This window comes from Virgibacillus sediminis, from assembly GCF_042643265.1.
GTDB lineage: Bacteria > Bacillota > Bacilli > Bacillales > Amphibacillaceae > Virgibacillus_O > Virgibacillus_O sediminis.
This window is the reverse complement of the sequence record NZ_JBHRRZ010000017.1, coordinates 75,097-101,539: the sequence shown is the minus strand read 5'-3', so window position 1 is coordinate 101,539 and position 26,443 is coordinate 75,097. Positions and strand designations below refer to the sequence as shown.

The following is a 26,443-nucleotide window of genomic DNA, read 5'->3' as shown; positions in this document are numbered from 1 at the left end:
CCCTGCTTCGTTATGGGGTCAGGACTTGATGAGTTCCAGCATCCGGTCCATCTTCTGTGTTTCGCCTGCTGTCCGGTAATCTTGGAACGGACAGCCTAATTCCCGAACCCGCTTAGCGGTATTCTCCAGGGTGAAGTTGCCTGGGTCCAATCCTTCCTTCACTTCCTTCCAAAAGAGCGGAGCGGCGACGGTTCCGTCTTTTGTCATCCTTGGTGAATAGGGCGCAATCAATGTTTTGTCTCTTCCGTGCTGTATATAGTCAATATATAATCTGCCGTTTCGCTTGTTTTTCATCCGCTCGGTCGTGAATAAATCCGGATGGGCATTTTCCACCGTCCAGGCAATGGCTTGTGTGAATACGGCGGTCTCCTGGTAGGTCACGGTGTCCTCGGGGATCGGGATATGGATTTGCAGCCCTTTATTTCCGGAGGTTTTCACGAACGAGGCCAGGCCCAAGTCATTGAGCAGCGGCTTAATGAGCAGGGCGGCCTTGATGGCGAGGTGGAATTTGCCACGGTCAGGAGGATCCAGGTCAAAAACAATCTCCAGCGGTGTGTCCTTCTGTATCAGTTGAAAGGGGATGTGGTATTCAACAGCGCCATGATTGGCGAACCAAACTAATGAATCCAGACTGTCGCAGACCATCAGTTGTTCATCCCCGGCAGGAATTCCTGTGACGAAATCAGGTGCATAGGCAGGCAGGTGTTTTTGGAAAAAATGCTCTGATTCCACTCCGTCCGGACAGCGGATCACCGTCAGGGCCCGGTCATCCAAAAAGGGAAGCATATATGGGGCCATCTCTCGGATATATGTGAGCAGGTCTCCTTTTGTATAGCCTTTGTCGGGCCAAAATAGTTTGCTTGTATTAGTGGGCTCCACCGTTTCAGGGAGCATGGCCATATCCAGCTGAAGCTGCTCGATGGTACAGTCCTTCGGTGGCATATTCGGCATGAGGGCGGCAAATTCCGGTTCTCTCAGTTCACCTTTGTAGAGGTCGAGGGTGTGAATGCTGGCGCAAATGGCCGGCGGGAGTACAAAAGCACCGCCTTGTTTTTCTCCTCGCGATGTAAAAATTTCTCTTAATGTCTGGGAGGCGTCTGTATCCAATCCGTGCTTGCATTTACCGATGATGTGGATGTCCTCTTGATCGAATACACCGACCGTGTAATAGCCATTTTCCGGCTGGTAGCTGGTCAAAAACCCTTGGATGCTTCGCCAATTTTTGATCTTATACCAGTCACGATGGCTTTTGCCGTCCTGGTAGGTGCTGCCCAGCCGTTTGGCGACAAGCCCTTCTCCCCGATGCTTCGCAAGCTTTTTCCAGATGCGGTCGGGATTTCGGTCTGCCTCCACTCCTTCTATCCCTAGTCTGGAAAGAACTTCTTCCAAGAATTGCTTCCGTTCGGACAGAGGTGTTTTCTGCAGATTACTTCCCCGCATTTCCAGGATGTCGAAGATGCGAATGGTGGCCGGCCTTTCTGCAGCAGCTGCCCGGATTCCGGGAAGGTTTTTGAGGCGTCCGCGCTGTTGAAGGCGGGCAAAGTTTGTTTGAAAGGGAGTGTTATGGATGACCAGTTCACCATCCAGCTTCAATGGAAGCAAGTCCTCCACCGAGCCTTTGGCTGACAAAAACCTTTCCTTGACTTCGGGGAATGATCCTGTAAGGTCCTTATGATTTCTGCTGATCAGCCGGATATCTCCATTTTTCTCCCATTCGACCAGGCAGCGAAAGCCGTCATATTTCACTTCATATATCCATTCGTCGCCAAGTGGCAGTTCTGTACTGGGAATTGGTTTCATGATATCCATTCCGAATGCCCCCTTTTTTAGCAATGGCGAAATTGATTTGCTGCGCACAGGCCATGCCTTTGTTCTTAGGGTGGCTAAGAACAAAAAAATAATCCGCGGATCGGATAAGATGCCTCCAGATCGGCAGACTAAGGGAGAAAGGGAGGTAATAGCCATGCATACGATGTGGAAAGGGACGATCAGCTTCGGGCTTGTTAATATCCCTGTAAAGATGCATGCCGCCACCGAAAATAAAGATATTAAACTCAGGCAGCTGCATAAGGAATGCCAGTCTCCGATCAAATATGAGAAGACCTGTCCGGTTTGTGATAAAGAAGTGGATAACGACGATATTGTAAAGGCATATGAATATGCAAAAAATAAATTTGTCATCCTTGAGGAAGAGGAACTGAAGGCCCTGCAGAAGGAGCAGGAGGATAAGGCGGTGGAGATCGTCGATTTTGTGAAGCTGGAGGAAATTGATCCCATTTATTTTGAGAAGACGTATTTCCTCTCACCGAATGAAGGCGGGAGCAAAGCATATAGTCTGCTCAGGAGCGCCCTCACGGATAGCGGGAAAATCGGGATTGCCAAAATGATCATCCGCTCCAAGGAACAGCTGGCAGTCATCCGGGTCTACCAAAACACCCTGGTGGCGGAGACCATCCATTATCCAGATGAAGTCAGAGACGTGCAGGACGTGCCGAACGTTCCGGAAGAAGGCAAAACGGATGAAAAGGAACTGGAAACAGCTAAAATGCTGGTCGAACAGCTGACCACGGAATTCAATCCGGAGAAATATACGGACGAATACCGCACTGCATTGCTTGAATTGATTGAGGATAAAAAGAACAACAAGGACTATACGGCAACAGCTGCACCAGAAGGAAAGCCGGCACCAGATGCGGCAACCAACCTGATGGATGCCCTGCAGGCTTCCCTTGACCGGGCCAAACAGGATAAACCGAAACCACCCCAGCCAAAGCCGAAAACAAAAGAAAAAGCAGTCAAAAAGAAGAAAGCTGCAACTTAAAGCCTCCCCCTGTGGAGGCTTTTTGCTTGGAAGAAATGTGCGTGGGCAAGGCTGGATTAGCAATACCAGTACCCGGTAAAAAACAGGGAAGTGTTGGAACGTTGGAAGGGGAGAGATCCCTTTTAACCAGGCAAAATATTGAATAAAGTGGTAGAATCAATCCATCGAAGTCTCAGTCTATTCCTTTTTTATGCCATATACTTTTCAATTCAGTTACATCTTCCTAACATCTCGCTAAAAATAGGCAGATGCATAGATATTTACGTTTTTTTAAGGGTATAGTGAGGGTATGACGACTTGCTTACTATACTAAAGGGATGGATTTCCATGGAACGAAATGCTTTTTTTGATAATGCGAAGGTATTGTTGATCTTTCTAGTGGTGTTCGGGCATATTATTCAGCCGTTTACCAGCGAATCACAGGGAATGAATACGCTGTACCTATGGATCTACACGTTCCACATGCCAGCTTTTATTCTGCTTTCCGGATTTTTTGCGAAAGGCTACGGAAACAAAGGGTATGTAATGAAGCTGGCAAAGAAGTTATTGCTTCCTTATTTCATATTTCAAACGCTATACACGGGCTACTTTTTCCTAATTGGTAATGATGATTGGCTGAATGGATTGTTTTACCCTCATTGGTCGCTCTGGTTCCTGTTCAGTTTGTTCTGCTGGCATATGCTCCTCTATTGGTTTAAAAAGATACCAGCGCCTTTGAGTATTTTGCTGGCCGTACAGATTGGATTGATTGTCGGGTATTTCGGAGATATCGGCCATACCTTCAGCCTATCCCGTACATTTGTATTCTTTCCGTTTTTCCTGACCGGTTACTGGACATCGGAAAAGCAAATCATGCAGGTGAAGCGGCAGGGGGTAAAAATTGCTTCCATAGGAATCATGGCTATCGTAGCTGTGGCCATTTACTTCGCACCGGACTTTTCTTCGGGATGGCTGCTTGCTTCTAAATCCTACGGGCAGTTAGGGGCAGCCGAGGCTGGCGGTCTCTTCCGTTTTGTAGTATACGTTACTGCCGTATTGATGACCATCAGCGTGCTCGCCTGGGTGCCGAAGCATCATACATGGTACACGGACATTGGAACGAGGACATTGTATGTATACCTGTTGCATGGCTTTTTTATCCAGTTTTTCCGTGCGGCAGATTTATTCAAAGTGAATAATGTCTTTGATGTGCTTGGGCTTGCAGCTATATCAGCGCTTATAGTGCTCCTGCTCTCCAGCAGGCCGATTGTCGGCTTATGGCAGCCAATGATAGAGGGGAAATTCACCATGCTGAAGAAACTGGGCAAAGGAAATAGTACAACGGTTTGATGGAAAAGATCCTTATAAATAAAAAACGAGGCTGGGACAGAAGTGTTTTGAATGTGTCCAGCCTTGTTTTCATTTGGTAAGGAAAAACCATTTGGCTGTATGATATCGCCTGCCTTGAAGTGGCCAAACACCCCTAATTTACTCCTGTCTTCCTTAACAATTCCGAAGCGAATTAAAATCTTACCTACCAGGGATTTATTTATACTAATTGATAAAGAGCCAGAAATTAAGGACGTGATCTTCTTTGAAGCGGATTTGCTATAGAATTAAGCTCAAAGGATGAACGAAGCACCTAAACCAGCGTAGGAAATATACGGAGACTCCTACGGGAGGAAAGGCCTAGGCGAGACGCCGCAGTGCGATAGCACAAGGAGGCTCACCAGCCGCCCGTGGAAAGCGGAGTATATTTCCGTAGCGATTGTCTCCACTACCCAAATGTAGACCTTACCATCTCAATCACTAATTTCCTTCTTTCACAAAAGCATCTGCAGAAGCCAATTAACCCACGTGAGAAGAGGCGGCTAACTCTAATGTGTGGCACCAAAAAAAAAACACGCTATTACCGTTAGGAATAGCGTGTTAAAGGTGTTATATTTTCAAAAAGTTTTATCTCTATTTCCATCCATATCCTAGTAGATGAAGTGTGCGATCAGTACGATGACCGGCAGCGTGATGATGGTACGCAGCAGGAAGATGATCGCCAGGTCTTTGAAATTGACTGGCACCTTGGAACCAAGCAGCAGTCCGCCGACTTCGGACATGTAGATCAGCTGGGTCACCGACAGGGCAGCGATAATAAATCTGGTGATCTCCGCTTCAATGGAAGAAGCCAATATCGCCGGCAGGAACATATCGGCAAACCCGATCAGCATGGTTTCTGAAGCTGCTTCTGCCTCAGGCACCTGCATCAGTTCCAGAATCGGGACAAATGGTGTGCCGAGCCATTGGAAAACTGGTGTATATTCAGCAATGATCAAGGCGACCAGGCCGAAAGCCATAACGACCGGGGCTACTCCCATCCACATATCAAGGATGTTCTGCCCGCCTTCTTTGAAGAATTTATAGACACTGTTTTCCTTGCTGGCACGATTCAGTGCTTTTCTATAGCCGAAAGTCCAGAGATTATCTCCTTCCGGTACTTGTTCATCGATACCTTCTGCGTCGTCGCGGATGTAGGATTCAGATTTTCTCGATAGCGGTGGAATCCGCGGCATGATGAGGGCCGCAACAAGCCCTGCTGCAAATACAGTCAGATAAAATGGGATGAACATATGCTCCAGGCCGACTTCTGCGATGACCACCAGGGAGAAGGTGATGGATACAATGGAAAATGTCGTACCGATGACGGCAGCTTCCCGCTTGGAATAATATCCTTCTTCATACTGCTTGCTTGTAAGCAGAACCCCGATGGTTCCGTCGCCGATCCAGGATGCCAGGGAATCGATCGATGCCCGGCCAGGCAGTTTGAACAAAGGGCGCATGATTTTGGTCATCAGTGTACCGAATAGTTCCAACAGCCCGAAGTTCATCAGAAGCGGCAGGAATAGCCCGGCAAACAGGAAGACGGCGAACAGCACATGCAGAAGGTCATCCAGCAGCAGTTGTCCCGTATTCGGGCCATGAACGGCTTCCGGTCCCAGACCGAAGTAGACCATAATTGCGAAAACAGCTGCAAGCACTCGTGTCCCCGTCCAGAACCAGCTGGTATGGAAAAGGTTCTGGAAGAAAGGAGTTCTGGCGAGAGCATCCTTGCCGCCGATTTTTGCGTAAACAGTCATAATCGCAGTGACTACAATAATAATCATCATTATAAGCGATAATTGCCCGGCTAATAGATCCTGCACATAGCCGGCGAGTATGGCGATGGGTATGGTAATGCCGTCCTCTATCGGAAAAGGGAACATAAATAGGAAAATGCCGATCAGAGATGGCAGTATAAATTTCAATTGGTTTTTAGTTTGGGTACTCATGATGTAGGTCTCCTTAGGTTTGATTTCTTATCCAATTATAAGTGAATTTCTGTATAAATCAATACTTTTTTGTATAAATATGCATGAAAACTTGTCCCTATGCCTTGAATGTTTATCTTCTTACTCGGGAGGGGAAAAGGGAAATGGGGTGTTGTCCGTGGAAAAAGCCAGGAAGTACAATTTCTTTTACCGTAATACAGTCATTGTCTGGATGGCTGTTAAATTCATTTTTCAATTATATTTTTTCTCCTTCACCCACAGAATTTGGGATGATCGGACCGTCAGGCAATGGAACCGTATGCTGGCGGACATGGCTAGCGAATTCCGGGAAACGGCGGTCAGGCTTGGAGGAGTTCTTGTAAAGGTGGGGCAGTTCCTCAGTACAAGGTCGGACTTTCTGCCGGAAGCGTTCATTCGTGAGTTGACTGGGCTGGTCGACCAGGTGTCTGCCATGCCGTTTGAAATTTCCAAGGAATTGATGGAAGAAGAATGGAACAGCAGTCTGGACAAGAATTTGAAAACTATTGAGCCAGAATCGATTGCCTCGGCGTCGATTGGGGAAGTCTACCGGGCTGAATTAAAGGACGGGACAAAGGTGGCGGTAAAAGTGCAGCGGCACCGGGTCCGTGAGATTTTCCGTAAAGATTTCGTGGCCTTAAAGATGGTATTCTGGATTATCAAGGTGTTCACTAACTTTGGCAGAAAAGCTGATTTGACGGCGCTGTACAAAGAACTAGTGCGCGTGATGGACAGGGAGCTGGATTTCCGGCAGGAGCTTAAGTATGGAAATTACTTCCTTGAGCGGTACAGGAATATGCCATCCATACATATCCCTTCCTATTATAATCACCTGTGCACCAGCAGAGTACTTGTGATGGATTGGGTGGAGGGTGCCAAAATTACCGATGTGCAGTACGTGAATGAGCAGCGTCTTAATCCGGAACAACTGGCCAGAACCCTGTTTGATTTCTATATCGACCAGTTTTTGCACCCCGGCTACTTCCATGCAGATCCGCATGCAGGGAATATCCTTGTCCAGGAAAATGGCAAAATAGCCATACTTGACTTCGGGATGGTCGGTGAGATCAGCAAACAGGATACGGTCTATTTTAAACGGGTCGCAAGAGGCTTCATCACCGATGACTATCAATTAATGATAGATGCGTTGGAAGATATGGATTTCCTGTTGCCGAACGCTGATAAGGTAAAACTTGAAAAAGCGATCAGACAGGCTCTCGACCTCTATCAGGACGGATCGCTGAAGGAAATGGACAGCGATACAATGGCACAGATTGCCGATGAGTTTAAGATGATGGTTCAGGAGCAGCCGATTCAGCTTCCGGCGGATTACGCGTATTTTGCAAGGGCGGTGTCCATCATCGCGGGTCTGCTTTATGCCATTTATCCGGAGATGGATATAGAAAAATGGGCCAAGCCGCAAGTGAAGAAATGGTTTGGCTACCGCAATCTTGCAGAAGCCGTGGCCAAACAGAAGGCCAAGGAAACAGCGGAGCCTGTCCTTGCATTGCCGAGGGCCATGTTAAAGTGGCTGGAAAACGGGGAAAAGGACAGAGAATGGGACAAGATAAAACAGGAGCTCCGCCTGAAACATCATTTCTATCTGTTTCTGGAAACCATTAGCTTTATAATGGTACTGATTGGCGCAGGTGTGATATTTTATGGGTATACCACCGGTTTGACAGGGATTGCCGTAACAGCGCTGTCAGCTGTCGCCGTACTGGTGTTTTTCATCATTATCTTGTTCTATAAGCATTACCGCATGATTCAATTCAGGAAACGAGGGGGTGTTGCGAATGAGTGATACACTGAGGAAAGGTTTTCTGCTGGGGCTTGGTGCCGCTATTTCCGGCAAGGAAAAGTTGGATACCAAATTAAAAGAAATGGTGGATAAGAATGAACTGACCCAGGAGCAGGCTAAAACCATGATGGACAGCTTTGTCGTCAAAGGTGAGATGAAGAGGGATGAGTGGAATTCCAAACAGTACGATCAGACCAGGAAACTGGCGAAGGATCTGGGCCTCGCCACCAAAGAAGACATCAATGAATTGAGAGCGCGCCTCACCCAGATAGAAGCAAAACTGAATCAGAATGAGCAATAGATAAGGAGGGTGGACTTTTAACAGTTCACCCTTTTTCTCTTTAGAAAATGATAATTCTGGGTTTGCCGATAGCTAAAATACGGGTAGAATTACAGCCGAGCATAGATGGCGGCGAGTTGCGGGGATTCCTGGACCCACATGGGATATTGGGGTTACATGCGAAACCTGTCAGATTTGGCATTTATCTGTAAATTCTGCCTATTTATAATTTTGCCATTGATTTTTAATTATATATTCGGTAGAATTAGGATAACAAATAATCGGCGTTTCACTACAGGGGGCTTGGGTGTAATATGAAGAGTTTTATTCACCTATTTGAAGAAACACAGGAGGAACTTGGCAGGAAGCTGGAAGAAGAGGAAGTCGAATTTCTCGACTGGCTGTATCAACGCTACATAGAAGAAAAGACAGAGAAAATCTCGTGAATAGGCAGAAGTAGAATCCTGGAAGGCTGATTTCCAGGGTTTTTTGATGGGAAAATATAAGAGGAGTCCCGCAGCGAATTCGGGAGGAAAACATGTTATACTGGGGGAAAGATAATTATTGGTACATAAGGAGAGATCGCGCGTGGCTATTGCGAATGAGACAATCATTCAAAAGATGATGAAGGAATTACAGGAAGCAAAGGCGGAGCAGCATAAGCCTGAGAAATTGACCATGCATATGGAAAAAATCCGTCTGCTGTGTGACTTGTTCTTGGAAGGTGATTCCACTCCGGAGGACAAAAAGGCTCCAACCGTCCAAAAGGCCGATGAGTTCTCAGAAGAAGAGATCAAGGCCATGCTCGGTAATGAAGCTGCCGCCAGCCGGAATACAGGCAAGGCACGCAGATCTGTCATCGATGAGGACGATGATGCTAACGGCGACTCTATATTTGATTTTTAAAGGAAGGGTTCAAGATGAAATTATTTCTGCTTATTGGAATGGTTAACGGATTCCTTGCAGTCGCACTTGGTGCGTTCGGCGCACATGGATTGGAAGGGAAGCTGTCACAGAAGGCATTGAACACATGGGAAAAAGCGGTCAACTATCAGATGTTTCATACGGTGGCACTGCTCGTGACCGGGCTATTAGCCGAGAAAATTACTGGAGCAAGCATCACCTGGGCTGGCTGGATGTTCTTCATCGGGATCATCTTGTTCTCCGGCAGCCTTTACATCTACTCGACAACGGCCATCAAGACCTTCGCGATGATTACGCCGCTTGGTGGAGTGGCATTTTTGATTGGTTGGGTGCTGCTTGGCACAGCCGTCATGAGATTTTTATAAATGGAAAAACAAGTAGGTTGTAAAAATAAAAAGCAGAACGGCGCGGAGGCCCTGTTTGCCTGCATCTGGAGAATTGCCCGTCTGCCATAACAACATGGCCTCACATAGGAGGCTGAATGCGAGCAGATAAAACGATAGTAGAATGAACAGAAGAAATCCTTGGATCAGGGCAATGACACCGAAAAGAATGACAGAGGCAATGGCGGCAAGTTCCATACGGACGAGCTTTTCATAGGGGTGGCGCATCTTAGTTCCCTCCCAAAATCTTGTCTTTACCTGCAGTGGCAGACAGGAATATAAGCGGCCGATCTGCTCTTTAATGGTTGGAAAGGGATGGCACATCATGTGCCATCCCTTTCATTTATCTAGGCGGATATGCTGAGAATTGCCCGGTGCCGCCCTGGAATGGATAGGAGTAGTTGATCTCTTCCCCGAATTCTACATAGTCCAGGTAAATCATGAGCAACAGATACCATCTTCCGCTTTCCGTATCATTCAATACGATGTGATCCCTTCCTGCTTCTTCGATAATGCCGGTGAATGTACGGGAATCCCCCTGGCCTCCGTTCTCAAAGGTCATGTACACCCTGGCCTGCTTTCCACGGTTCAAACGCAGAATATTTTCGATATAGGATTGTTCCATCGGCAGGCCGGTTTGCTGGAACTGTTGCATTTGCGGTTGCTGCTGTTGCCCTAGCTGGGTCTGCGGGGAAATTTGCCGGGACTGGAAAGCCGGATAATATGCCGGTGAACCCTGCGGATAATAATAGTACGGATATGCCTGATATGGATTGCTGTGCTGCTGTTTGTCGTCATCATACTGATTGCTCATGTGAACACCCTCCTGATTAGGAAATTATCGTACTACACGCGGACATGCTGATGCGGTAGGAGCGAAGAAGCAGTGTGCCTTGTAACGGCCTGTATTCCACTGATTGAACCACTGGGCCGGACAGGCTCCTTCCGGCCTGAAGAACCATAGGGAATTGGACGCCGGATGCTGACGTTCTCCTTGGATTGCCCTTCTGGCAAGGCGCTTATCCTGTTCTCTTGCACGCTGATAGAAGTAGCCCTTCTGGGTTGCTTCAAAACCGCCGGGACTTTGGAAGACCATTTCTCTTATATTACGGATCCCCGGGAAGTCCAAGCAATCCGCGATAACCCTGTTTACGCCGGTATTCCCGACCATCAGCATGCCGAGCTTCCCATCTCCCTCAGCTTCCGCCCGCATCAACCTTGCCAATAAGGCAACATCTTCTTCCGTATGTTTGATTACAGCCATAAAGATACCTCATTTCTGCTGAATTCTTGGTGCTGGCTCACTAAATATATCTATGAGTAAAGCCCGGGAATGATGACAAGGAAATGGCCGAGGAAAAATTATTGTGTGGAGGGTTGGGTGGGTCAGGACGTGATAGATATCAGCGGAAGGCGGAATAAATCAGCAGTACGTGATGGATATCGGAGGGAGGAACGTGTAATCGGCAGGAGACGTGGTGAATCAGCAGCAGGTAGTGGAAATCAGCAGGAGGCGAAATAAATCAGCAGCACGAGATGGAAATCGGCGGGAGGAACGTGGAATCGGCAGGAGGCATCGTATATCGCCCGGAAGCCCGCAACAACAATCGCTAAGCTCAACTCCGCTCCTTTTCATCATAAAAAGGCTGCCACTCCAATACAGGAGTGGCAGCCTTTCATCATTATACTTCCAGGTATTTAGGAATGTCTTCTCTTGGCAGCAGGTTGCCGACGAAGAATTCACCGAACTCGCCGTAGCGGGAGCTCACTTCGTCAAAACGCATTTCATATACAATTTTTTTGAACTGGAGGGGCTCATGTGCAAAGAGGGTGACTCCCCACTCCCAGTCATCGAGGCCGATGGAGCCGGTGATGACCTGGCTCACTTTGCCGGCGTATTTCCGGCCGGTTTTGCTGTGTTCATATAACATCTTTGCGCGTACGTCTTTTTCCAGAGTATACCAGTTTTCCTCTCCGCTGCGGCGCCTGTCCATCGGGTAGAAGCAGATGTGCTCCCACTTCGGAAGGATCGGCTTGAGGCGTTTCTGTGTCTCGGGAAGGGTTTCTGGGTCTACGCCATCTTTGGCCGGGCGGTATTTGGACAGTTCTACTACCGATACATAGGAATGTGCCGGCAATAGGAATTCGCCCATTTTGGATTTATTCAATTCCGTTTCCATATCAGAAAGTTCTTCCATGGTGGGGCGCAGGAACATGAAGATAAGGTCTGCTTTTTGACCGACCACTTTATGCAGGACCTGGCTTCCATTTCCTGCCTCTTCTACCGTCTCCCACTTGGCAATCAGCTGATCCAGACTGTCGATGGCTTCCTTGCGCTCCGCTTCGGATGCCAACTTCCAGGAAGACCAGTCAATTGTGCGCAGGTCGTGCAGGCTGTACCAGCCGTCCATGGTTTCGACTGCTTCTACCATATCTATCTCTCCTTAATTTGCTGTAAATGACTTATGTTTTTAGTCTATCATAATTAGGGTAAGATAATCATATATGATGGCCCTCCGTCTCAGGATTTTTCTTTAGTTGTCATGGGAATGTCAATTTTGATTTCTTCCATAAACAAGGAAAATCCTTTATGATGGGATAGATGCAGCTAGGAGGAATGTCAAAATGAGTAGTTTATTTGATGAATTAAAAGCAAAAGTGGAAACCAAAAATAAAAAGATTGTTTTCCCGGAAGGATTGGATGAGCGTATCCTGAAAGCGGCCAGCCAGCTGGGTGCAGCCGGGATTCTTACCCCGATTCTGGTCGGAGATAAAGCTGAAATCAAGCAAAAGGCAGAGGATGTCGGTGTCGATGTGGGCACAGCGGAAATCCTGGACCCTAAGTCATTCCCGGAGTTCGACCTGATGGTGGAAACCTTTGTGGAACGCCGGAAAGGGAAAGCCAGCGAGGAGGATGCCCGGAAGATCCTACAGGATGAGAATTACTTCGGCACCATGCTTGTGTATATGAACCAGGCGGACGGCCTTGTAAGCGGTGCGGCCCATTCAACTGCCGATACCGTTCGCCCGGCACTGCAGATCATTAAGACCAAAGAAGGCGTCAAGAAAACATCCGGTGTGTTCATCATGGTTCGGGATGATGAGAAATATGTCTTTGCAGACTGTGCAATTAACATCTCCCCTGACAGCCAGGACCTTGCCGAAATCGCGGTGGAAAGTGCCAACACAGGAAAGCTGTTTGGTGTAGATCCAAGGGTTGCCATGCTCAGCTTCTCCACAAAAGGGTCGGCTAAATCCGAAGAAACCGAAAAAGTGACGGAAGCATTGCAGATTGCCCGTGAAAAAAATCCGGATATCGTCATCGATGGTGAGTTCCAATTCGATGCGGCCTTCGTGCCGAGTGTGGCAGAGAAGAAAGCTCCGGATTCCATCCTAAAAGGCGATGCTAATACGTTCATCTTCCCAAGCCTTGAAGCTGGAAACATCGGCTATAAAATAGCTCAGCGACTGGGAGGTTTTGAAGCAGTAGGGCCGATCCTGCAGGGGCTCAATGCACCTGTCAATGATCTGTCCCGCGGCTGCAGCTCGGAAGATGTCTACAATCTTGCCTTGATTACAGCAGCACAATCAGAGTAAACGTAAAAAAGCTGAAGCGGCCCGGCCGCTTCAGCTTTTTTTAACATCTATATCTGACATGTATGCAGGATTAGCATATTTAGGCCTACGCTTTGGCCCTAGCAATAATTTACCCCTGGTCGCTGGAAATAGTCCGTACGTCGCCGGCTGGCGGATGCAGCATTTCCGCAATGTCTTTATTCCGCTTTTTCATCAGTTCCATCCGCTTTTTGAACGTTTCTTCTTCTTTCACAGAAAAATCATCGGTAACAATTTCGTCGTTCAGATCCTCCAATGCGCGGTGGACCCGTTGTTTCATATCCCCGACGGTCATCTTGCGGCCGAGCAGCTCGGAAAGGGAACCCATCACTTCCGGATTTATTTCCGGATAGTCGAACTTGGTCTGTTCTCCTTTTTTGCTGAGCCGATAGAACTCGCGGATAAGTGAAGCCCGCCGATGGCTGTCTCCTTCCACATCAAGGTAGATCTGAATGGCTGCTCCATCCTTGATGCGGCGCTGCGAAATTCCTGCAAACTTGCGGCCGCTGATGCTCAGGTCAAAATCGCCGGGGCAGTAGGAGTCCTCGATTTCATATGCCTCAATCTGGTCGGTGACATCGTTCAGCATATATTTGACGAAGCTGACCATCGCTTCGTAACAATCATGGATGGATATATTTTTGACCCCTGGAAGAACCAGGGAGATATTCAATACTCCTTCATCCAGTGCGACGGCAAGACCGCCCGAATTGCGGACAACGACATGATAGCCCTCGCCGGCAAGGTATTCGACTCCCTCTTCAATATACGGGAGACGGGCATCCGGAATACCTAGTACGATGGTGTCTGGGTGGACCCAGAGCCGGATGGCCGGGGGAGAGGCATTGTCGCTGATGGAAAGGGCGAGTGCATCGTCCACGGCAAAGGAAGTCATTGCTGTATATGGTTCTTCGTAAAAAAATTTTTTTGTTGAGTGGTCCAGGTGCCGAAATGTCGTGTGGCTCACGATTTCCTTCCAGTTTTTCATAGCTGACCTCGCTTATTAACCTCTTTTGTCATTCTCCAACTTATTATATACTAATTACTATCAAATCGTCGAAAAGAAACGGGTTGAAAATAAATGGAATATAAGGATGAACAATTGAATGAAGAGAAGGTATTCAAGGATCCCGTCCACCGCTATGTCCATGTCAAGGACAGGGTGATCTGGGATCTGATTGCTTCCCCGGAATTCCAGCGCCTGCGCCGGATTAAACAGTTGGGGACGACCAATTATACCTTTCATGGAGCAGAGCACAGCCGTTTTAACCATTCCCTCGGTGTCTACGAAATTGTCCGGCGAATTCTTAATAATTTCCAGGACAGGCCGAATTGGAATAAGGAAGAACGGCTGCTTTGCCTGTGTGCAGCGCTTTTGCATGATCTCGGGCACGGACCTTTTTCCCATTCCTTTGAGAAAGTGTTCAAACTGGATCACGAAGATTTCACCCAGCGGATTATTCTGGGGGATACCAGGGTAAACAAAGTGTTAGAGCGGGCAGAAAAGGGGCTTGCACAGAAGGTCGCCGATGTCATCGCCAAAACATATCCCAATAAGCTTGTCGTCAGCCTGATATCGAGCCAAATCGATGCCGACCGGATGGATTATCTGCAGCGGGATGCGTATTTCACCGGGGTGAGCTACGGCCATTTTGATATGGAAAGAATCCTTCGGGTGATGCGCCCTACCGAGGATCAGGTGGTGGTTAAATCCACGGGCATGCATGCGGTGGAGGACTATATCATGAGCCGTTACCAGATGTACTGGCAGGTATACTTCCATCCTGTTACAAGAAGTGCGGAAGTGATTTTGTCAAAAATCCTGCACAGGGCCAAGTATCTATATGAGCGGGATGATTTTACCTTCAAACTGCAGCCGACCCATTTCATTTCCTTCTTCAAAGGAAATGTGGACTTGGAAGAATATCTGAAGCTGGATGAAATGATCGTGCATTATTATTTCCAACTCTGGCAGGAAGAAGATGATGAAATCCTCCGTGATCTATGCGAACGGTTCATGAACCGCCGTCTGTTCAAGTATGTGGAGTTCAACCCGAACCTGCAGATGAGAGAGTGGATGGAGCTGCACCGGCTATTCCAGGAAGCGGACATTGATCCGGAATATTATCTGGTTGTTGATTCCTCTTCCGACCTCCCGTATGATTTCTATCGTCCGGGTGAAGAGGAAGAAAGGCTTCCGATCCATCTCTTGATGCCGAATAATGAACTGAAGGAGCTTTCCAGGAATTCGGATATTGTAGAAGCCATCTCGGGGAAAAAGCGGACCGACCATAAATTGTATTTTCCGACCGATTTATTGGATGCATTAGAGGATGAACATAGAAAACAGCGCATTTATGAAATTTTATATGGGCAGGGAGAGATAGTTGATGCTGACTAATCATGCAAGATTGATGCAGTTTTTTGCCGAAGCCGATGAGCTGACGGGAAGGAAAAAGCTGCAGAAAATGATTTATATCATGCAGAAATGCAAGATGCCGTTTGAGGAAAAATACGAGTTTCATTTTTACGGCCCATACTCCGAAGAACTGACACTCCGAGTAGAGGAATTATGCAACCTTGGGTTTGTGAGCGAAGTCAAAGAGGATAAAGGGAATTATTCGCAGTACCGCTATACTGTAACAGAGGATGGGCATTCCTTCCTCCAGCAGTTTTCCAGTGAGATGCCGAACCTGGAGGAATATGTATCATTAATGCAGAATAAGAGCTCGAGATTCTTGGAGCTCGTTTCCACCCTCATGTATTTTGACCATCTTCCACTGGAGGAAAATATTGAAAAAGTCCATACGGTCAAACCAAAGCAGAAATACACCGATGAAGAAATTGAGGAAGCCATCCAATTCATCCATAAACTGAAGCACTGACTGGGCGAACTGGTAATGCCGCAGTGCGATAGCACAAGGTGGCTTACCAGCCGCTCGCGGAAAGCGGAGTATATTTCCGGGGCAGTTAATATCCACTCACCAAACTTTCCCGTTGGTTCAGATTTATCATTGGATAAAACACCACGACTGGCTCTCCCTCCTGCAGTCCCGTCATTAGGAAATGGGGCATCTGCTGTGCTACAATGGAGAAAAAGCCAGAAAAGGAGGGCTTATAGGTGAGTTCTGATCAGGAGAAGAAGAAAAACTCATTTACTATTATTAAAGACGATTCCACCGATGGACATGGCGGTTATGGTGGTGGGGCAATCAGCTTGGAAAACATGTCCGCTGTCATCGTGGACCCGAATGAAGACAAGGCATATGTTGATATGGGCGCCATGCATGCCCGCAGTGATGTCGAACGCCGGGTCAAATTCCAGCCGGACAAGGATAAAGTACCGAACGGCAAATTGTACTGGATTGTCTGGGTCAATGTAGCCCGGGGCGAGAACGGACCATATTATTCAGGCGTGACCGGCTGTGAAATCCGGGTTGACCGCTCCATCAAACTTGCGTACAAATCAATGCCGGAGCATGTCAAACATATGGAAAAAGCCCTTAAAGGCAAAGTGATCGTGGACCATATGGATGACCATTCCAAAAAGCTGCTGCGTGATTTCCTAGTGGATTTCAATGAAGATATGTGGAATAATTCCACCGATGAATTGAAAGAGGCACTGCCGGAATCGTGAACAGTTTGTGTCCGAATTATGAATAAATAATTAAATTGTTGTACTTTGTTCAAGAAATTTGTAAAATATTAGTACATGGGCTGACTCATGTATTACTAGGACAAAAAGAAGCCGACAAACAAGGGAACGGACCCCTTGGATTGTCGGCTTCTTTTTTTGTCGAATTTATACAATTTGATAAGTAGCGTATGGTACAATTCAATTGACTGATTTTTCTATACCCTTGCTGAGGAGGCTTGAGAATGCCCGTTTGCCAACAATGCCACAGCTCCTGGAGTTGGAAAGAGACGATCAAGAAATGGTTCAGTTTAAAAAATTCGATGGCTTGCCCTCACTGTGGGGCAACACAGTATGCTACAGCCAGGACGAGGAAAGTGACCAGCCTCATGAATTTCATAGCCATCACCGTCATCATGACGATGAATTTGTTCTTAGGCCCTTCTATTATGGTCGTTATTGCCCTGCTGTTGCTCTTCCCATTACATTTAGCCATTTACCCTTATATATTAACACTGTCAAACGACGAAGAGCCGCTTTGGTGATTTCGTTGAAAAAACAATATCCTTCTTAGAAAAACAGCTCAAACCATTTTTCGATGACTCCTTTTCCATCTCTCTCTTCCTCTTTTATATCCTTTTGGTGGTAATGCTCCGAGCAGTACTGCCTGGGCTCGGTCCCTTTTTCAAAGTACATTACACGGCTCGCTTCACAGTATGGTGTCGCCCGTTCACCTGTCTCCGGATCGATCGGGATGCCGACGACTCCTGCCGGGACATCAAATGCCTGCTGCTCCATCCCTTGATGTGCCCTTTCCATGAATCCTGCCCAAATTTTCTTGGCGTAGCGGGTTTCCGCCGTCTTATCCATCGACCGGTTATCGTCGTAGCCGACCCAGACCCCTGTCACAAGGGAGGGGCTATAGCCGATCATCCAGCTGTCGCTTGCGGTCGTGCCGGATTTGCCTGCATAAATATGGCTCAGCTGCCCTGCAATCGGTGAGCCGGTCACAGCCATATAGCCGTCCAGCTCCCGGTCGAAAATGCCTGTCAGCATATGGGTCAGGATGAAGGCGGTTTTCGGATCAAGAACCTGTTCGCCTTCTGTTTCCTCTCTTTCATATAATACCTTTCCATGACGGTCGGCGATTTTTTTAACGGTATGGCTTTCGATGTCACGTCCGCCATTTGCCAGCATGCTGTAGGCCTGTACCATTTCCTCTATGGTGACTGCTGCCGTTCCGAGTGCAAGCGAAGGCACTGCAGGCAGGTCGCTGGTAAAGCCGAACTCCTTTGCTGTATCAATCAGCAGGTCGGGGCCGAGATACATATTGGTTTTTACGGCATAGATATTATCAGACAATGCAATGGCCTGTGCGAGAGTGATTTCTTCGTTGGCATAATAGCCATTGTAATTGCTCGGCTGGTAGACCTCCCCGTCCTCCAATTGAAAGGAGGTAGGTTTGCTGATCAGTTTGGTTGCCGGTGTGTAGCCATGCTGCAGGGCAGCATAATACAGGAACGGCTTGAAGGAAGAGCCTGGCATACGCTTGGCTGACACCGCCCGGTTGAAGCTGCTCTCCTGATAGTCCCGTCCTCCGCTCATGGCCACAATCGCTCCGTTTTCCGGATTCATAGCGAGCACTCCCGCCTGAGCCTCACTGGAAGGGTGGAATTCCTCCGCCAGTTCATTTTCCAACTTCTTTTGCTGACGGAGATTTAAGGTCGTATGTATTTCATATCCGCCTGACCGGATATCCTCCGGCTCCATATCTAGAATCTCCGCCGCTTCCGACAAGGCGGTATCCTGGAAATAGGGAGCTTCTTTTTCGACTTTCTTTGTTTGTTTCGGAGCGTAATCCAGTTCTTCTGCCACCGCTAACTGATATTCGGCATCCGAGATAGCGCCATGGTCCAGCATGATCGCGAGTATCTGATTCTGCCGGTTTTCGGCATTCTCTTCATTGTTCCATGGCGAATAGTAGGTAGGGCCTTTCGGAATGGCCGCGAGCATGCTTGCTTCGGCAATGCTCAGATCCTCTGCCGATTTTTGGAAGAACAGCTGGCTGGCTGATTCCGCTCCATAGGCGCCATGGCCGTAGTAGACGGAATTTAAATAGCCCTCCAGTATGTCATCCTTTGAATAGAACATTTCCAGCCGGATCGTATAGAATGCTTCCTTCAGCTTTCTCGACCAGGTTTTTTCATGGGAAAGATACAAGTTTCTCGCATATTGCTGGGTCAGTGTACTTGCACCTTCCTTCAATGTTCCAGTACGGATGTTTTCCCACATGGCTCCCATGATTCGTTTAAAATCAAAGCCTGGATGGTCATAGAAGTGCTGGTCCTCAATCAAGATCGTGGCAGATACCAGGTCGGAATCCAGTTCATCGAGCTCTTTCCAGTCCCCGCCTTCACGCCCTTTTTCCTCACCAAATACATCACCCGACTCCGTATAGTAGGTAGTATGCTGTTCCTCATGGAGAGGTGGAGGTCCAAGCAGATAACTGATACCATATATTCCGGCAAGCACCACAGCGGCGAGAAGTGCCAGCCGGAAGCCTGCCTTCCATAGAAAACGTCTACTTTTCTTTCCCATTATGATTTCTCCTATTGGTGCGCAATTAGTACCATTATGGGAAAAAATAAAAGGAATTAAACGATACGGCGGGCTTGTTGAGGAAAACTTTCACGATTGTATTGCGAATGGCTGACATTTATCGCTATAATGATACAATAACGACTAGAGGCGAAATAGAGGAGATGTTATGGGTCTACAGTTTAAGCAAGTAGCAGTGGAACTTCGAACCATCATTGATGATAATGGCCAGATGGAGTACAACACCGTCAAACAGCCGGGAAAATTCTACCAGAAAGGGAAACTGGATGTCCTCACCTTCGAGGAAGAGTTAGAGGGACAAGGAGTAACCGATAATCTGATTACCATCCAGTCCGATAAGGTGACGATCAAACGTACCGGACTGGTAAAGATGAACCAGAAATTCACGGAGAACGGAACGACGGAGAATCTTTATCATCACCCACATGGGAAGATACATATGGAGACATATACCAATAGCATTTTCTATCAATCGGTGGACGAAGCCGATACAGGATATTTGAAAATCTCCTACCATGTCAAATTGAATGGGCAGGAAGAGCGCAAGCACCAACTAGAGCTGATCATTACCGAGGAGGAAAGCAAATGAACGTCCTGGCACAGACAGAAGAGACATTGAAAAAGGAAATTGCGGATGCCGTCACAGGTGCAGGCCTGGCAACCGCCGAAGAGCTGCCGGAAATCATTCTGGAAAAACCGAAAGAGAAGGCACATGGTGATTTTGCAAGTAATATTGCCATGCAGCTGGCCCGGATCGCCAAGAAGGCGCCGAGGCAGATTGCTGACGATATCGTGAATAATCTGGATCAATCCAAGGCGTCGATTGAGAAAGTGGAAATTGCCGGACCGGGTTTTATTAACTTTTTTATGAAAAATGATTTTCTGGAAAAGGTGATCCCATCCATTCTTGAGGCCGGCTCAGAATATGGGAAGACCGATGCAGGACAAGGCGAGCGTGTCCAGGTGGAATTCGTATCTGTCAATCCGACCGGAAAACTCCACCTAGGCCATGCGCGTGGGGCCGCTTTCGGGGACGTCCTCTGCAATGTGCTGGCAGCGGCCGGCTATGAAGTGGAGCGGGAGTACTATATCAATGATGCAGGAAACCAGATTGACAATCTCGCATTGTCCGTCGAAGCCCGCTATCTCCAGGCACTCGGCCGTGATGCAGAAATGCCGGAGGATGGCTACCGCGGTGAGGACATTGCGGAAATCGGCAGAGCCTTAAGCGAGGAATACGGGGAAAAATGGGCAGACGCCGATCTGGAGGAACGGTTGGAGTTCTTCAAGGAGTACGGATTGAAGCATGCCCTCGGCAATATTGAAAAGGACCTGGCCGATTTCGGCGTTCAATTCGACAACTGGTTTTCGGAAAGATCCCTTTATAAAGAAGGAAAAATCACCGAGGCATTGAAAAAGCTGGAAGACGCCGGCTATATCTATGAACAGGACGGGGCGACCTGGTTCCGCACGACAGACCTTGGCGATGACAAGGACCGTGTGCTGATCAAACAGGATGGAAATTACACCTACCTGACACCGGATATCGCTTATCATCAAAATAAACTTGAACGCGGCTTTGACAAGATCATCAATGTCTGGGGCGCCGACCACCACGGCTATATCGCCAGAATGCGGGCAGCCATCCAGGCCCTCGGCTATTCCGTGGACAAATTCGATGTGAAGATCATTCAGATGGTCAACCTGTTTGAACAAGGTGAAAAGCAGAAAATGAGCAAGCGTGCCGGCACGGCCGTTACATTAAGGGAGTTGATGGACGAAATCGGAAATGACGCGGTCCGTTATTTCTTCGTGGCCCGTTCCAATGATTCCCAGCTGGATTTCGATATCGAACTGGCGCGTTCGCAGTCCAACGACAATCCGGTATACTACGTGCAGTATGCCCATGCACGAATCTGCACGATGCTCGAACAGGCGAAAGCAAAAGGGTTCGACACCGACAGCGAGTTCGATGCATCCCTTCTGACCGCCGAAAAGGAAGTCGACCTGCTGAAGAAACTCGGCGAATTGCCGCAAGTAGTAACAGAAGCTGCAGAGAAACATACCCCGCAGAAGGTGACCAATTATGTGTTCGACCTGGCATCCCTGCTGCATAGCTTCTACAATGCAGAAAAAGTGCTGGATCCCGAACAGCCAAAACGGACCAGCGCCCGCATTGCATTGATGAAAGCAGTCCGCACCACCATCGCCAATTCACTTGGCCTGATCGGTGTCCATGCACCGGAAAAAATGTAATACATTATCGGAGAAGGAGTACCGGAGACGGTGCTTCTTCTTTTTTGATTGAAAGGAGCGCGGGGATTGGTGGGGGTGGAATCAGCGGGAGAGCGGTTTTATCGGCGGTAGGCTTAGGATATCGCTAGGAGCACAGGTTTATCGGTAGCACCCACAGGATATCGCTCGAAGCACAGATTTATCGACACTTCGCACAGCGATTGGCCAATAAGTGTGGTGTATTCCCGATCACAATCCTTTTGTTTATTGGTAAAACTAATAATAATCTAACTATACTGAAAATAATTCTTGACTGAATGATCATTCATATTTATAGTAGAGTTATAACATGCCCGCACTTGATTTCTAGTAAATTGTAATCGCTATCATAGTAGGGGAGAGCAGATTCAAAGGGGGAGTATTTTTCATGAACACTTTTTTGCTGATCAACTGGATTGCGTTTCTTGCAATTACAGCGTATGGGCTTTATTTGTTTGGGAGAGTAGTAGCCACGAGGGTAGCCTTTATCAAGCTGGGGAAGAAGTCGGAGTTTGATAAGGATCTAAAGTGGAGGATGAAGCGGGTCGGGAAAATTGTATTTGGGCAGTCGAAGCTGCTGAAGGATAAAAAATCAGGCACCATCCATGTGATGATGTTTTATGGTTTCCTTCTCGTGCAGTTTGGGGCGATTGATCTGTTCATCAAGGGTCTTGCGCCGGGGAACCACTTTCCGCTTGGGATTTTCTACCCGGGGTTTGTGTTTTTCCAAGAATTGGTGACATTGATGATTTTGGTGGCAGTGGCCTGGGCCTTCTACCGTCGCTATATGGAAAAGCTTGTCCGGCTGAAACGGGGATTTAAGGCAGGGCTTGTCCTCCTGTTCATTGGTACATTGATGGTATCCGTGCTGTTCAGTAACGGGATGGCGCAGATCTGGCACGGCCATGAGGCTACATGGACAGAACCTGTTGCCAGTTTGATAGCAATGGCGTTCAGTTGGCTTTCCGCTGAAGCGGCTATGGTTCTCTTCTATGTTGGATGGTGGGTACATACCTTGACCATTCTCACCTTCCTGGTTTACGTGCCGCAGTCCAAGCATGCCCACTTGATTGCAGCACCAGTCAACGTGTTTATCAGTAAGAAGGTGCCTGGGAAGCTAAGCAAGATTGATTTCGATTTGGATGAAACGGAAGAGCAGAATGAGGAGGATATCTCCTTTGGCGTCGGCAAGGTGGAAGATTTTGAGCAGCGGCAGATGCTGGATTTCTATGCCTGTGTAGAGTGCGGGCGCTGTACGGATGTGTGTCCGGCGGCAGGTACCGGCAAGATGCTGTCGCCGATGGACATTATGATCAAGGCGCGTGACCACCTGACGGAAAAAGGTGCAGCAATTACCGGTAAGTCTCCATGGGTGCCTTCTTATGCTTTTGCAGGCACAAAGGGCAACCAGGCCAGCGCCGGCAGTGAGGCGGCTGCAACGGTACAGAGCGCCAGCCTGATCGGTGATGTCATCACTGCTGAAGAATTGTCCGGATGTACAACCTGCCGCAACTGTGAGGAAGCGTGCCCGGTGAACAATGAGCATGTCGGCACGATTGTGGATATGCGCCGCTACTTGGTCATGACGGAAGGGAAAATGGATGCAGAACAGCAGCGTGCTGTCATGAATATCGAGCGCCAGGGAAATCCGTGGGGACTTTCCAAAAAGGACCGCATCAAGTGGCGTGACATAGATGAATCCGTGTCCATCCCGACGGTCAAGGAGCTGAAAAAGGAAGACAAAGGCTTCGAATATCTTTTCTGGGTAAGTTCCATGGGCTCCTATGACAGCCGGAGCCAAAAGATTGCCATCGCTTTTGCCAAGCTGATGAACCAAGCTGGTGTAAGCTTTGCCATCCTTGGCAATAAAGAAGCCAATTCCGGGGATACTGCACGCCGGATCGGCAACGAGTTCCTGTTCCAGGAAATTGCCGAGAAGAATATCAAGGAGTTCAATAAGCATGACGTGAAGAAGATTGTCACCATTGACCCGCATGCCTATAATATTTTCAAAAATGAATATCCTGATTTCGGTTTTGAAGCAGAGGTCTATCATCATACACAATTATTGTTTGACCTGATCATGGATGGAAGGCTCAAGCCGGAAGGGCCGATTAATGAACGGCTGACCTACCATGATTCCTGCTATCTGGGAAGATATAACGGGGTTTATGATCCGCCAAGGGAAATTCTGAATGCTATTCCGGGGCTGGAACTGGTGGAAATGAGACGGAGCAAGGAGAATGGTATGTGCTGTGGCGCAGGCGGCGGTCTGATGTGGTCGGAGGAAACGACCGGAAACCGAATTAATGTCGCACGTACCGAGCAGGCCATCGAGGTTCAGCCATCGATGATATCCAGTGCATGTCCATTCTGCCTGACCATGCTCAGTGATGGCACCAAAGCAAAAGAAGTGGATGAAGATATCAGCACCATGGATGTTGCTGAGATTCTGGCAGTTTCGGTCTTTTCCAAAGAAGCGACGAAAACTGCTTAAGGGCAGGCTGTGCTGGTTGGTGGTCGACGTAGATGAATGGGGCAGGACTCAGTTTGAGGTACCTGCCTCCATCCATGTGGAAGGCCTGAACGAGCGTTCAATCAAATTAAAGCGTTTTCATAACAAATACGTTTAAAGGGGAGAAACAGGATGAGGAAATCTGTTATTGTGTCTGGTGCCAGAACGCCTTTTGGAAAATTCGGTGGGGCTTTGAAGCCTTTGACGGCCTCCCAGCTTGGAGGAATTGCCATCAAGGAAGCGCTGGAACGTGCGGGCATGGATGGGAAAGAAATTGACGAGGTGATCATGGGGAATGTGCTGCAGGGAGGACAGGGGCAGATTCCTTCCAGGCAGGCAGCTCGTGAAGCAGGTATCCCATGGGAAGTGAAGACGGAAACGATCAATAAGGTATGTGCCTCAGGGCTTCGGAGTGTGACGATGGCCGACCAGCTGATTCGGGCAGGGGACGAAGATGCCATTATTGCCGGCGGAATGGAAAGCATGAGCAATGCACCTTATTTTCTGCCGGATGCCCGCTGGGGAAACCGGATGGGGGATAAAAAGGTCGTAGATATGATGGTGCATGACGGTCTCACCTGCTCGTTTGCCGGTGTGCATATGGGCAGCTATGGAAATTCTACGGCAGCGGAGTATGGACTGACAAGGGAAGCACAGGATGAATGGTCCTACCGTAGCCATCAACGGGCGGTAGAAGCGATGGAGACAGGGAAATTTATGGAGGAGATTGTCGCTGTCGAGGTGCCGCAAAGAAAAGGAGATCCGCTAGTAGTGGATGCCGATGAGGCGCCAAGGAAGGACACGTCGAAGGAAACACTGGCCAAACTGCGCCCTGCTTTTGATAAAGACGGAACCATCACCGCAGGCAATGCACCAGGTGTCAATGACGGAGCCTGTGCATTTATTGTGATGTCAGATGAAAGGGCGGAGGAATTGGGCAAAACACCAATGGCTGTAATACTGGGGCATGCAGAGGTAGCAGTGGAAGCCAAGGATTTCCCACAGACACCTGGCCTTGTCATCAATAAATTGCTGGAGAAGACCGGGTACCGTGAAGAGGATATTGATTTGTTCGAGATTAATGAAGCCTTTGCGGCTGTATCGCTTGCCAGCGGGAAAATTGCCGGCATAGATCATCAGAAGGTGAATGTGAATGGAGGGGCTGTTGCGCTTGGCCATCCGATTGGTGCCAGTGGTGCCCGGATCATTTTGACGCTGATCCATGAACTGAAACGCCGTGGCGGCGGTCTGGGAGTTGCTGCCATCTGCAGTGGCGGCGGACAGGGGGACGCCGTGCTGATCGAGGTACCGAAGCAGTAAGTGGAAAAAAGTCCGGAAAACGATCGATGGAGTCGTGATCTAACTTATCTAGATTCATATGAAGGAGGAGTTTAAGTGGCTATCCATAAAGTAATGGTAATCGGGGCAGGCCAGATGGGGGCGGGAATTGCTCAGGTCTGTGCCCAATCAGGCTATGAAGTAGTTTTGAACGACCTGTCGGAAGAGGCCTTGGATAAAGGGCTCAAAGGGATTGAAAGGCAGCTTGCCCGTTCCGTTGAAAAGGAAAGGATGACGGAAAAGGAAAAAACAGAAGTGCTCGGCAGGCTGAATACGTCTCGACAGCGGAGCGATGCTGAATCCTGTGACCTGATCATCGAGGCTGTCGTTGAAAACATGGAAGTAAAAACGAAGGTGTTCGCGGATTTGGATGAGATTGCGCCGGAACATGCCATTCTTGCCTCCAATACGTCATCACTGCCGATTACCGAAATAGCTGCAGCAACCAAACGGCCGGATCAAGTAATCGGCATGCATTTTATGAACCCTGTGCCGGTTATGAAGCTGGTAGAAATCATTCGCGGCCTGCAGACAAGTGATGAGACCTTCAAGGCCATAGAGGATATGACCGTCCAATTAAGCAAAACGCCTGTAGAAGTGCAGGATTTTCCCGGTTTTGTGTCCAACCGTATTCTCATGCCGATGATCAATGAGGCAATCTATGCTGTTTATGAGGGGATCGCTTCACCGGAGGATATCGATACGGTCATGAAGCTTGGGACCAATCATCCGATGGGACCGCTGACGCTTGCGGATTTCATCGGTTTGGATACGTGCCTCTATATCATGGAAGTGCTTCACGACGGCTTCGGGGACAGCAAGTACCGTCCATGCCCGCTTCTAAGGAAGTATGTCAAGGCTGGCTGGCTCGGCAGGAAATCCGGCAGAGGCTTCTATCAGTACGAGTAAGCAGTGCCCGTGT

General features: G+C 48.3%; 26 protein-coding genes. 18 read left to right on the top strand and 8 right to left on the bottom strand.

Translation table 11 applies throughout. The annotated features are described in order from the left end of the window. Positions 1-18 precede the first annotated feature (18 nt). Positions 19-1,809 (bottom strand): DNA ligase D, encoded by a 1,791-nt coding sequence (ligD, locus tag ACFODW_RS11510; RefSeq protein WP_390306543.1) that lies wholly within the window; start codon positions 1,807-1,809, stop codon positions 19-21. A 154-nt stretch (positions 1,810-1,963) separates the two neighbouring features. Here ligD and ku point away from each other — a divergent pair, with 154 nt between their 5' ends. Beyond that, positions 1,964-2,821: a non-homologous end joining protein Ku gene (gene ku, locus ACFODW_RS11505; RefSeq protein ID WP_390306541.1), complete on the top strand. Its 858-nt coding sequence runs from the start codon at positions 1,964-1,966 to the stop codon at positions 2,819-2,821. 327 nt (positions 2,822-3,148) lie between these two features. Further along, the gene (locus ACFODW_RS11500) at positions 3,149-4,150 is read left to right on the top strand and encodes an acyltransferase family protein (protein ID WP_390306539.1); all 1,002 of its coding nucleotides are present in this window, start codon (positions 3,149-3,151) and stop codon (positions 4,148-4,150) included. A gap of 629 nt (positions 4,151-4,779) precedes the next feature. On the opposite strand, the gene ACFODW_RS11495 is transcribed toward ACFODW_RS11500, so the two are convergent. Then, positions 4,780-6,120, bottom strand: coding sequence for a YjiH family protein (locus ACFODW_RS11495; protein WP_390306537.1), 1,341 nt, complete (start codon positions 6,118-6,120; stop codon positions 4,780-4,782). A 157-nt stretch (positions 6,121-6,277) separates the two neighbouring features. Here ACFODW_RS11495 and ACFODW_RS11490 point away from each other — a divergent pair, with 157 nt between their 5' ends. From ACFODW_RS11490 to ACFODW_RS11470, 5 genes are all read left to right on the top strand, one after another. Next, a complete protein-coding gene (locus ACFODW_RS11490) occupies positions 6,278-7,942 on the top strand; it encodes an ABC1 kinase family protein (RefSeq protein ID WP_390306535.1) in 1,665 nt (554 codons plus the stop codon). Further along, positions 7,935-8,240: a phasin family protein gene (locus ACFODW_RS11485; protein WP_390306533.1), complete on the top strand. Its 306-nt coding sequence runs from the start codon at positions 7,935-7,937 to the stop codon at positions 8,238-8,240. The genes ACFODW_RS11490 and ACFODW_RS11485 overlap by 8 nt, the downstream gene beginning before the upstream one ends. 293 nt (positions 8,241-8,533) lie before the next feature. Further along, entirely contained in the window at positions 8,534-8,665 is a 132-nt protein-coding gene (locus ACFODW_RS11480; RefSeq protein ID WP_390306531.1) for a hypothetical protein, read from the top strand. Between the two features lie 142 nt (positions 8,666-8,807). Continuing rightward, on the top strand, positions 8,808-9,125 hold the full coding sequence (locus tag ACFODW_RS11475) for a YwdI family protein (protein ID WP_390306528.1): 318 nt from the start codon (positions 8,808-8,810) through the stop codon (positions 9,123-9,125). Positions 9,126-9,139: 14 nt separating this feature from the next. Continuing rightward, positions 9,140-9,508: a DUF423 domain-containing protein gene (locus ACFODW_RS11470; protein ID WP_390306526.1), complete on the top strand. Its 369-nt coding sequence runs from the start codon at positions 9,140-9,142 to the stop codon at positions 9,506-9,508. Here ACFODW_RS11470 and ACFODW_RS11465 read toward each other — a convergent pair. The 3 genes from ACFODW_RS11465 to ACFODW_RS11455 all read right to left on the bottom strand — a co-directional run bounded on the left by ACFODW_RS11465 (position 9,503) and on the right by ACFODW_RS11455 (position 10,790). Then, positions 9,503-9,754 carry a hypothetical protein gene (locus tag ACFODW_RS11465; protein ID WP_390306524.1) on the bottom strand — a complete coding sequence of 84 codons (252 nt, stop codon included), beginning with the start codon at positions 9,752-9,754 and terminating at the stop codon, positions 9,503-9,505. The genes ACFODW_RS11470 and ACFODW_RS11465 overlap by 6 nt on opposite strands. A 115-nt stretch (positions 9,755-9,869) precedes the next feature. Continuing rightward, on the bottom strand, positions 9,870-10,340 hold the full coding sequence (gene gerQ, locus ACFODW_RS11460) for a spore coat protein GerQ (RefSeq protein WP_390306522.1): 471 nt from the start codon (positions 10,338-10,340) through the stop codon (positions 9,870-9,872). A gap of 24 nt (positions 10,341-10,364) precedes the next feature. Then, entirely contained in the window at positions 10,365-10,790 is a 426-nt protein-coding gene (locus tag ACFODW_RS11455) for a cell wall hydrolase (protein WP_390306520.1), read from the bottom strand. 117 nt (positions 10,791-10,907) lie between these two features. Here ACFODW_RS11455 and ACFODW_RS11450 point away from each other — a divergent pair, with 117 nt between their 5' ends. Next, entirely contained in the window at positions 10,908-11,048 is a 141-nt protein-coding gene (locus ACFODW_RS11450) for a hypothetical protein (protein WP_390306518.1), read from the top strand. A 160-nt stretch (positions 11,049-11,208) separates the two neighbouring features. Here the strand turns inward: ACFODW_RS11450 and hemQ are convergent, their stop codons facing one another. Further along, on the bottom strand, positions 11,209-11,958 hold the full coding sequence (gene hemQ / locus ACFODW_RS11445; protein ID WP_390306516.1) for a hydrogen peroxide-dependent heme synthase: 750 nt from the start codon (positions 11,956-11,958) through the stop codon (positions 11,209-11,211). A gap of 193 nt (positions 11,959-12,151) precedes the next feature. On the opposite strand from hemQ, the gene pta reads away from it, so the two are divergent. Further along, on the top strand, positions 12,152-13,123 hold the full coding sequence (gene pta, locus ACFODW_RS11440; RefSeq protein WP_390306514.1) for a phosphate acetyltransferase: 972 nt from the start codon (positions 12,152-12,154) through the stop codon (positions 13,121-13,123). Positions 13,124-13,232: 109 nt separating this feature from the next. On the opposite strand, the gene ACFODW_RS11435 is transcribed toward pta, so the two are convergent. Continuing rightward, positions 13,233-14,129 (bottom strand): lipoate--protein ligase family protein, encoded by an 897-nt coding sequence (locus ACFODW_RS11435; protein ID WP_390306512.1) that lies wholly within the window; start codon positions 14,127-14,129, stop codon positions 13,233-13,235. Between the two features lie 93 nt (positions 14,130-14,222). Between ACFODW_RS11435 and ACFODW_RS11430 the strand changes: the two genes are divergently transcribed. The 4 genes from ACFODW_RS11430 to ACFODW_RS11415 all read left to right on the top strand — a co-directional run bounded on the left by ACFODW_RS11430 (position 14,223) and on the right by ACFODW_RS11415 (position 17,320). Continuing rightward, positions 14,223-15,542: an HD domain-containing protein gene (locus ACFODW_RS11430; protein ID WP_390306509.1), complete on the top strand. Its 1,320-nt coding sequence runs from the start codon at positions 14,223-14,225 to the stop codon at positions 15,540-15,542. Further along, complete coding sequence (locus ACFODW_RS11425; RefSeq protein WP_390306507.1) at positions 15,532-16,026, top strand: YwgA family protein; 495 nt, start codon at positions 15,532-15,534, stop codon at positions 16,024-16,026. Before ACFODW_RS11430 ends, ACFODW_RS11425 begins: the two co-directional genes overlap by 11 nt. A 236-nt stretch (positions 16,027-16,262) precedes the next feature. Further along, complete coding sequence (locus ACFODW_RS11420; protein ID WP_390306505.1) at positions 16,263-16,778, top strand: YwhD family protein; 516 nt, start codon at positions 16,263-16,265, stop codon at positions 16,776-16,778. A gap of 242 nt (positions 16,779-17,020) precedes the next feature. Then, a complete protein-coding gene (locus ACFODW_RS11415) occupies positions 17,021-17,320 on the top strand; it encodes a TIGR04104 family putative zinc finger protein (protein WP_390306503.1) in 300 nt (99 codons plus the stop codon). 25 nt (positions 17,321-17,345) lie between these two features. Here ACFODW_RS11415 and ACFODW_RS11410 read toward each other — a convergent pair whose 3' ends face one another. After that, on the bottom strand, positions 17,346-19,373 hold the full coding sequence (locus ACFODW_RS11410) for a transglycosylase domain-containing protein (protein WP_390306501.1): 2,028 nt from the start codon (positions 19,371-19,373) through the stop codon (positions 17,346-17,348). Between the two features lie 169 nt (positions 19,374-19,542). On the opposite strand from ACFODW_RS11410, the gene ACFODW_RS11405 reads away from it, so the two are divergent. The 5 genes from ACFODW_RS11405 (at position 19,543) to ACFODW_RS11385 (ending at position 26,430) form a co-directional block, all read left to right on the top strand. After that, positions 19,543-19,983 carry a DUF1934 domain-containing protein gene (locus tag ACFODW_RS11405; RefSeq protein ID WP_390306499.1) on the top strand — a complete coding sequence of 147 codons (441 nt, stop codon included), beginning with the start codon at positions 19,543-19,545 and terminating at the stop codon, positions 19,981-19,983. Next, positions 19,980-21,650, top strand: coding sequence for an arginine--tRNA ligase (gene argS / locus ACFODW_RS11400; RefSeq protein WP_390306497.1), 1,671 nt, complete (start codon positions 19,980-19,982; stop codon positions 21,648-21,650). The genes ACFODW_RS11405 and argS overlap by 4 nt, the downstream gene beginning before the upstream one ends. Positions 21,651-22,056: 406 nt before the next feature. After that, positions 22,057-24,165, top strand: a complete 2,109-nt coding sequence (locus ACFODW_RS11395; protein WP_390306495.1) for a (Fe-S)-binding protein — start codon at positions 22,057-22,059, stop codon at positions 24,163-24,165. A 150-nt stretch (positions 24,166-24,315) separates the two neighbouring features. Beyond that, positions 24,316-25,503, top strand: coding sequence for an acetyl-CoA C-acetyltransferase (locus tag ACFODW_RS11390; protein ID WP_390306492.1), 1,188 nt, complete (start codon positions 24,316-24,318; stop codon positions 25,501-25,503). 75 nt (positions 25,504-25,578) lie between these two features. Continuing rightward, on the top strand, positions 25,579-26,430 hold the full coding sequence (locus tag ACFODW_RS11385; protein WP_390306490.1) for a 3-hydroxybutyryl-CoA dehydrogenase: 852 nt from the start codon (positions 25,579-25,581) through the stop codon (positions 26,428-26,430). Positions 26,431-26,443 lie beyond the last annotated feature (13 nt).

What these genes read in the sequence shown, in the direction of transcription:
- ligD (WP_390306543.1), bottom strand. Translation starts at nt 1,809, where the DNA reads ATGGATATCATGAAACCAATTCCCAGTACAGAACTGCCACTTGGCGAC.
- ku (WP_390306541.1), top strand. Translation starts at nt 1,964, where the DNA reads ATGCATACGATGTGGAAAGGGACGATCAGCTTCGGGCTTGTTAATATC.
- ACFODW_RS11500 (WP_390306539.1), top strand. Translation starts at nt 3,149, where the DNA reads ATGGAACGAAATGCTTTTTTTGATAATGCGAAGGTATTGTTGATCTTT.
- ACFODW_RS11495 (WP_390306537.1), bottom strand. Translation starts at nt 6,120, where the DNA reads ATGAGTACCCAAACTAAAAACCAATTGAAATTTATACTGCCATCTCTG.
- ACFODW_RS11485 (WP_390306533.1), top strand. Translation starts at nt 7,935, where the DNA reads ATGAGTGATACACTGAGGAAAGGTTTTCTGCTGGGGCTTGGTGCCGCT.
- ACFODW_RS11480 (WP_390306531.1), top strand. Translation starts at nt 8,534, where the DNA reads ATGAAGAGTTTTATTCACCTATTTGAAGAAACACAGGAGGAACTTGGC.
- ACFODW_RS11470 (WP_390306526.1), top strand. Translation starts at nt 9,140, where the DNA reads ATGAAATTATTTCTGCTTATTGGAATGGTTAACGGATTCCTTGCAGTC.
- ACFODW_RS11465 (WP_390306524.1), bottom strand. Translation starts at nt 9,754, where the DNA reads ATGCGCCACCCCTATGAAAAGCTCGTCCGTATGGAACTTGCCGCCATT.
- gerQ (WP_390306522.1), bottom strand. Translation starts at nt 10,340, where the DNA reads ATGAGCAATCAGTATGATGACGACAAACAGCAGCACAGCAATCCATAT.
- ACFODW_RS11455 (WP_390306520.1), bottom strand. Translation starts at nt 10,790, where the DNA reads ATGGCTGTAATCAAACATACGGAAGAAGATGTTGCCTTATTGGCAAGG.
- hemQ (WP_390306516.1), bottom strand. Translation starts at nt 11,958, where the DNA reads ATGGTAGAAGCAGTCGAAACCATGGACGGCTGGTACAGCCTGCACGAC.
- pta (WP_390306514.1), top strand. Translation starts at nt 12,152, where the DNA reads ATGAGTAGTTTATTTGATGAATTAAAAGCAAAAGTGGAAACCAAAAAT.
- ACFODW_RS11435 (WP_390306512.1), bottom strand. Translation starts at nt 14,129, where the DNA reads ATGAAAAACTGGAAGGAAATCGTGAGCCACACGACATTTCGGCACCTG.
- ACFODW_RS11430 (WP_390306509.1), top strand. Translation starts at nt 14,223, where the DNA reads ATGGAATATAAGGATGAACAATTGAATGAAGAGAAGGTATTCAAGGAT.
- ACFODW_RS11425 (WP_390306507.1), top strand. Translation starts at nt 15,532, where the DNA reads ATGCTGACTAATCATGCAAGATTGATGCAGTTTTTTGCCGAAGCCGAT.
- ACFODW_RS11415 (WP_390306503.1), top strand. Translation starts at nt 17,021, where the DNA reads ATGCCCGTTTGCCAACAATGCCACAGCTCCTGGAGTTGGAAAGAGACG.
- ACFODW_RS11410 (WP_390306501.1), bottom strand. Translation starts at nt 19,373, where the DNA reads ATGGGAAAGAAAAGTAGACGTTTTCTATGGAAGGCAGGCTTCCGGCTG.
- ACFODW_RS11405 (WP_390306499.1), top strand. Translation starts at nt 19,543, where the DNA reads ATGGGTCTACAGTTTAAGCAAGTAGCAGTGGAACTTCGAACCATCATT.
- argS (WP_390306497.1), top strand. Translation starts at nt 19,980, where the DNA reads ATGAACGTCCTGGCACAGACAGAAGAGACATTGAAAAAGGAAATTGCG.
- ACFODW_RS11395 (WP_390306495.1), top strand. Translation starts at nt 22,057, where the DNA reads ATGAACACTTTTTTGCTGATCAACTGGATTGCGTTTCTTGCAATTACA.
- ACFODW_RS11390 (WP_390306492.1), top strand. Translation starts at nt 24,316, where the DNA reads ATGAGGAAATCTGTTATTGTGTCTGGTGCCAGAACGCCTTTTGGAAAA.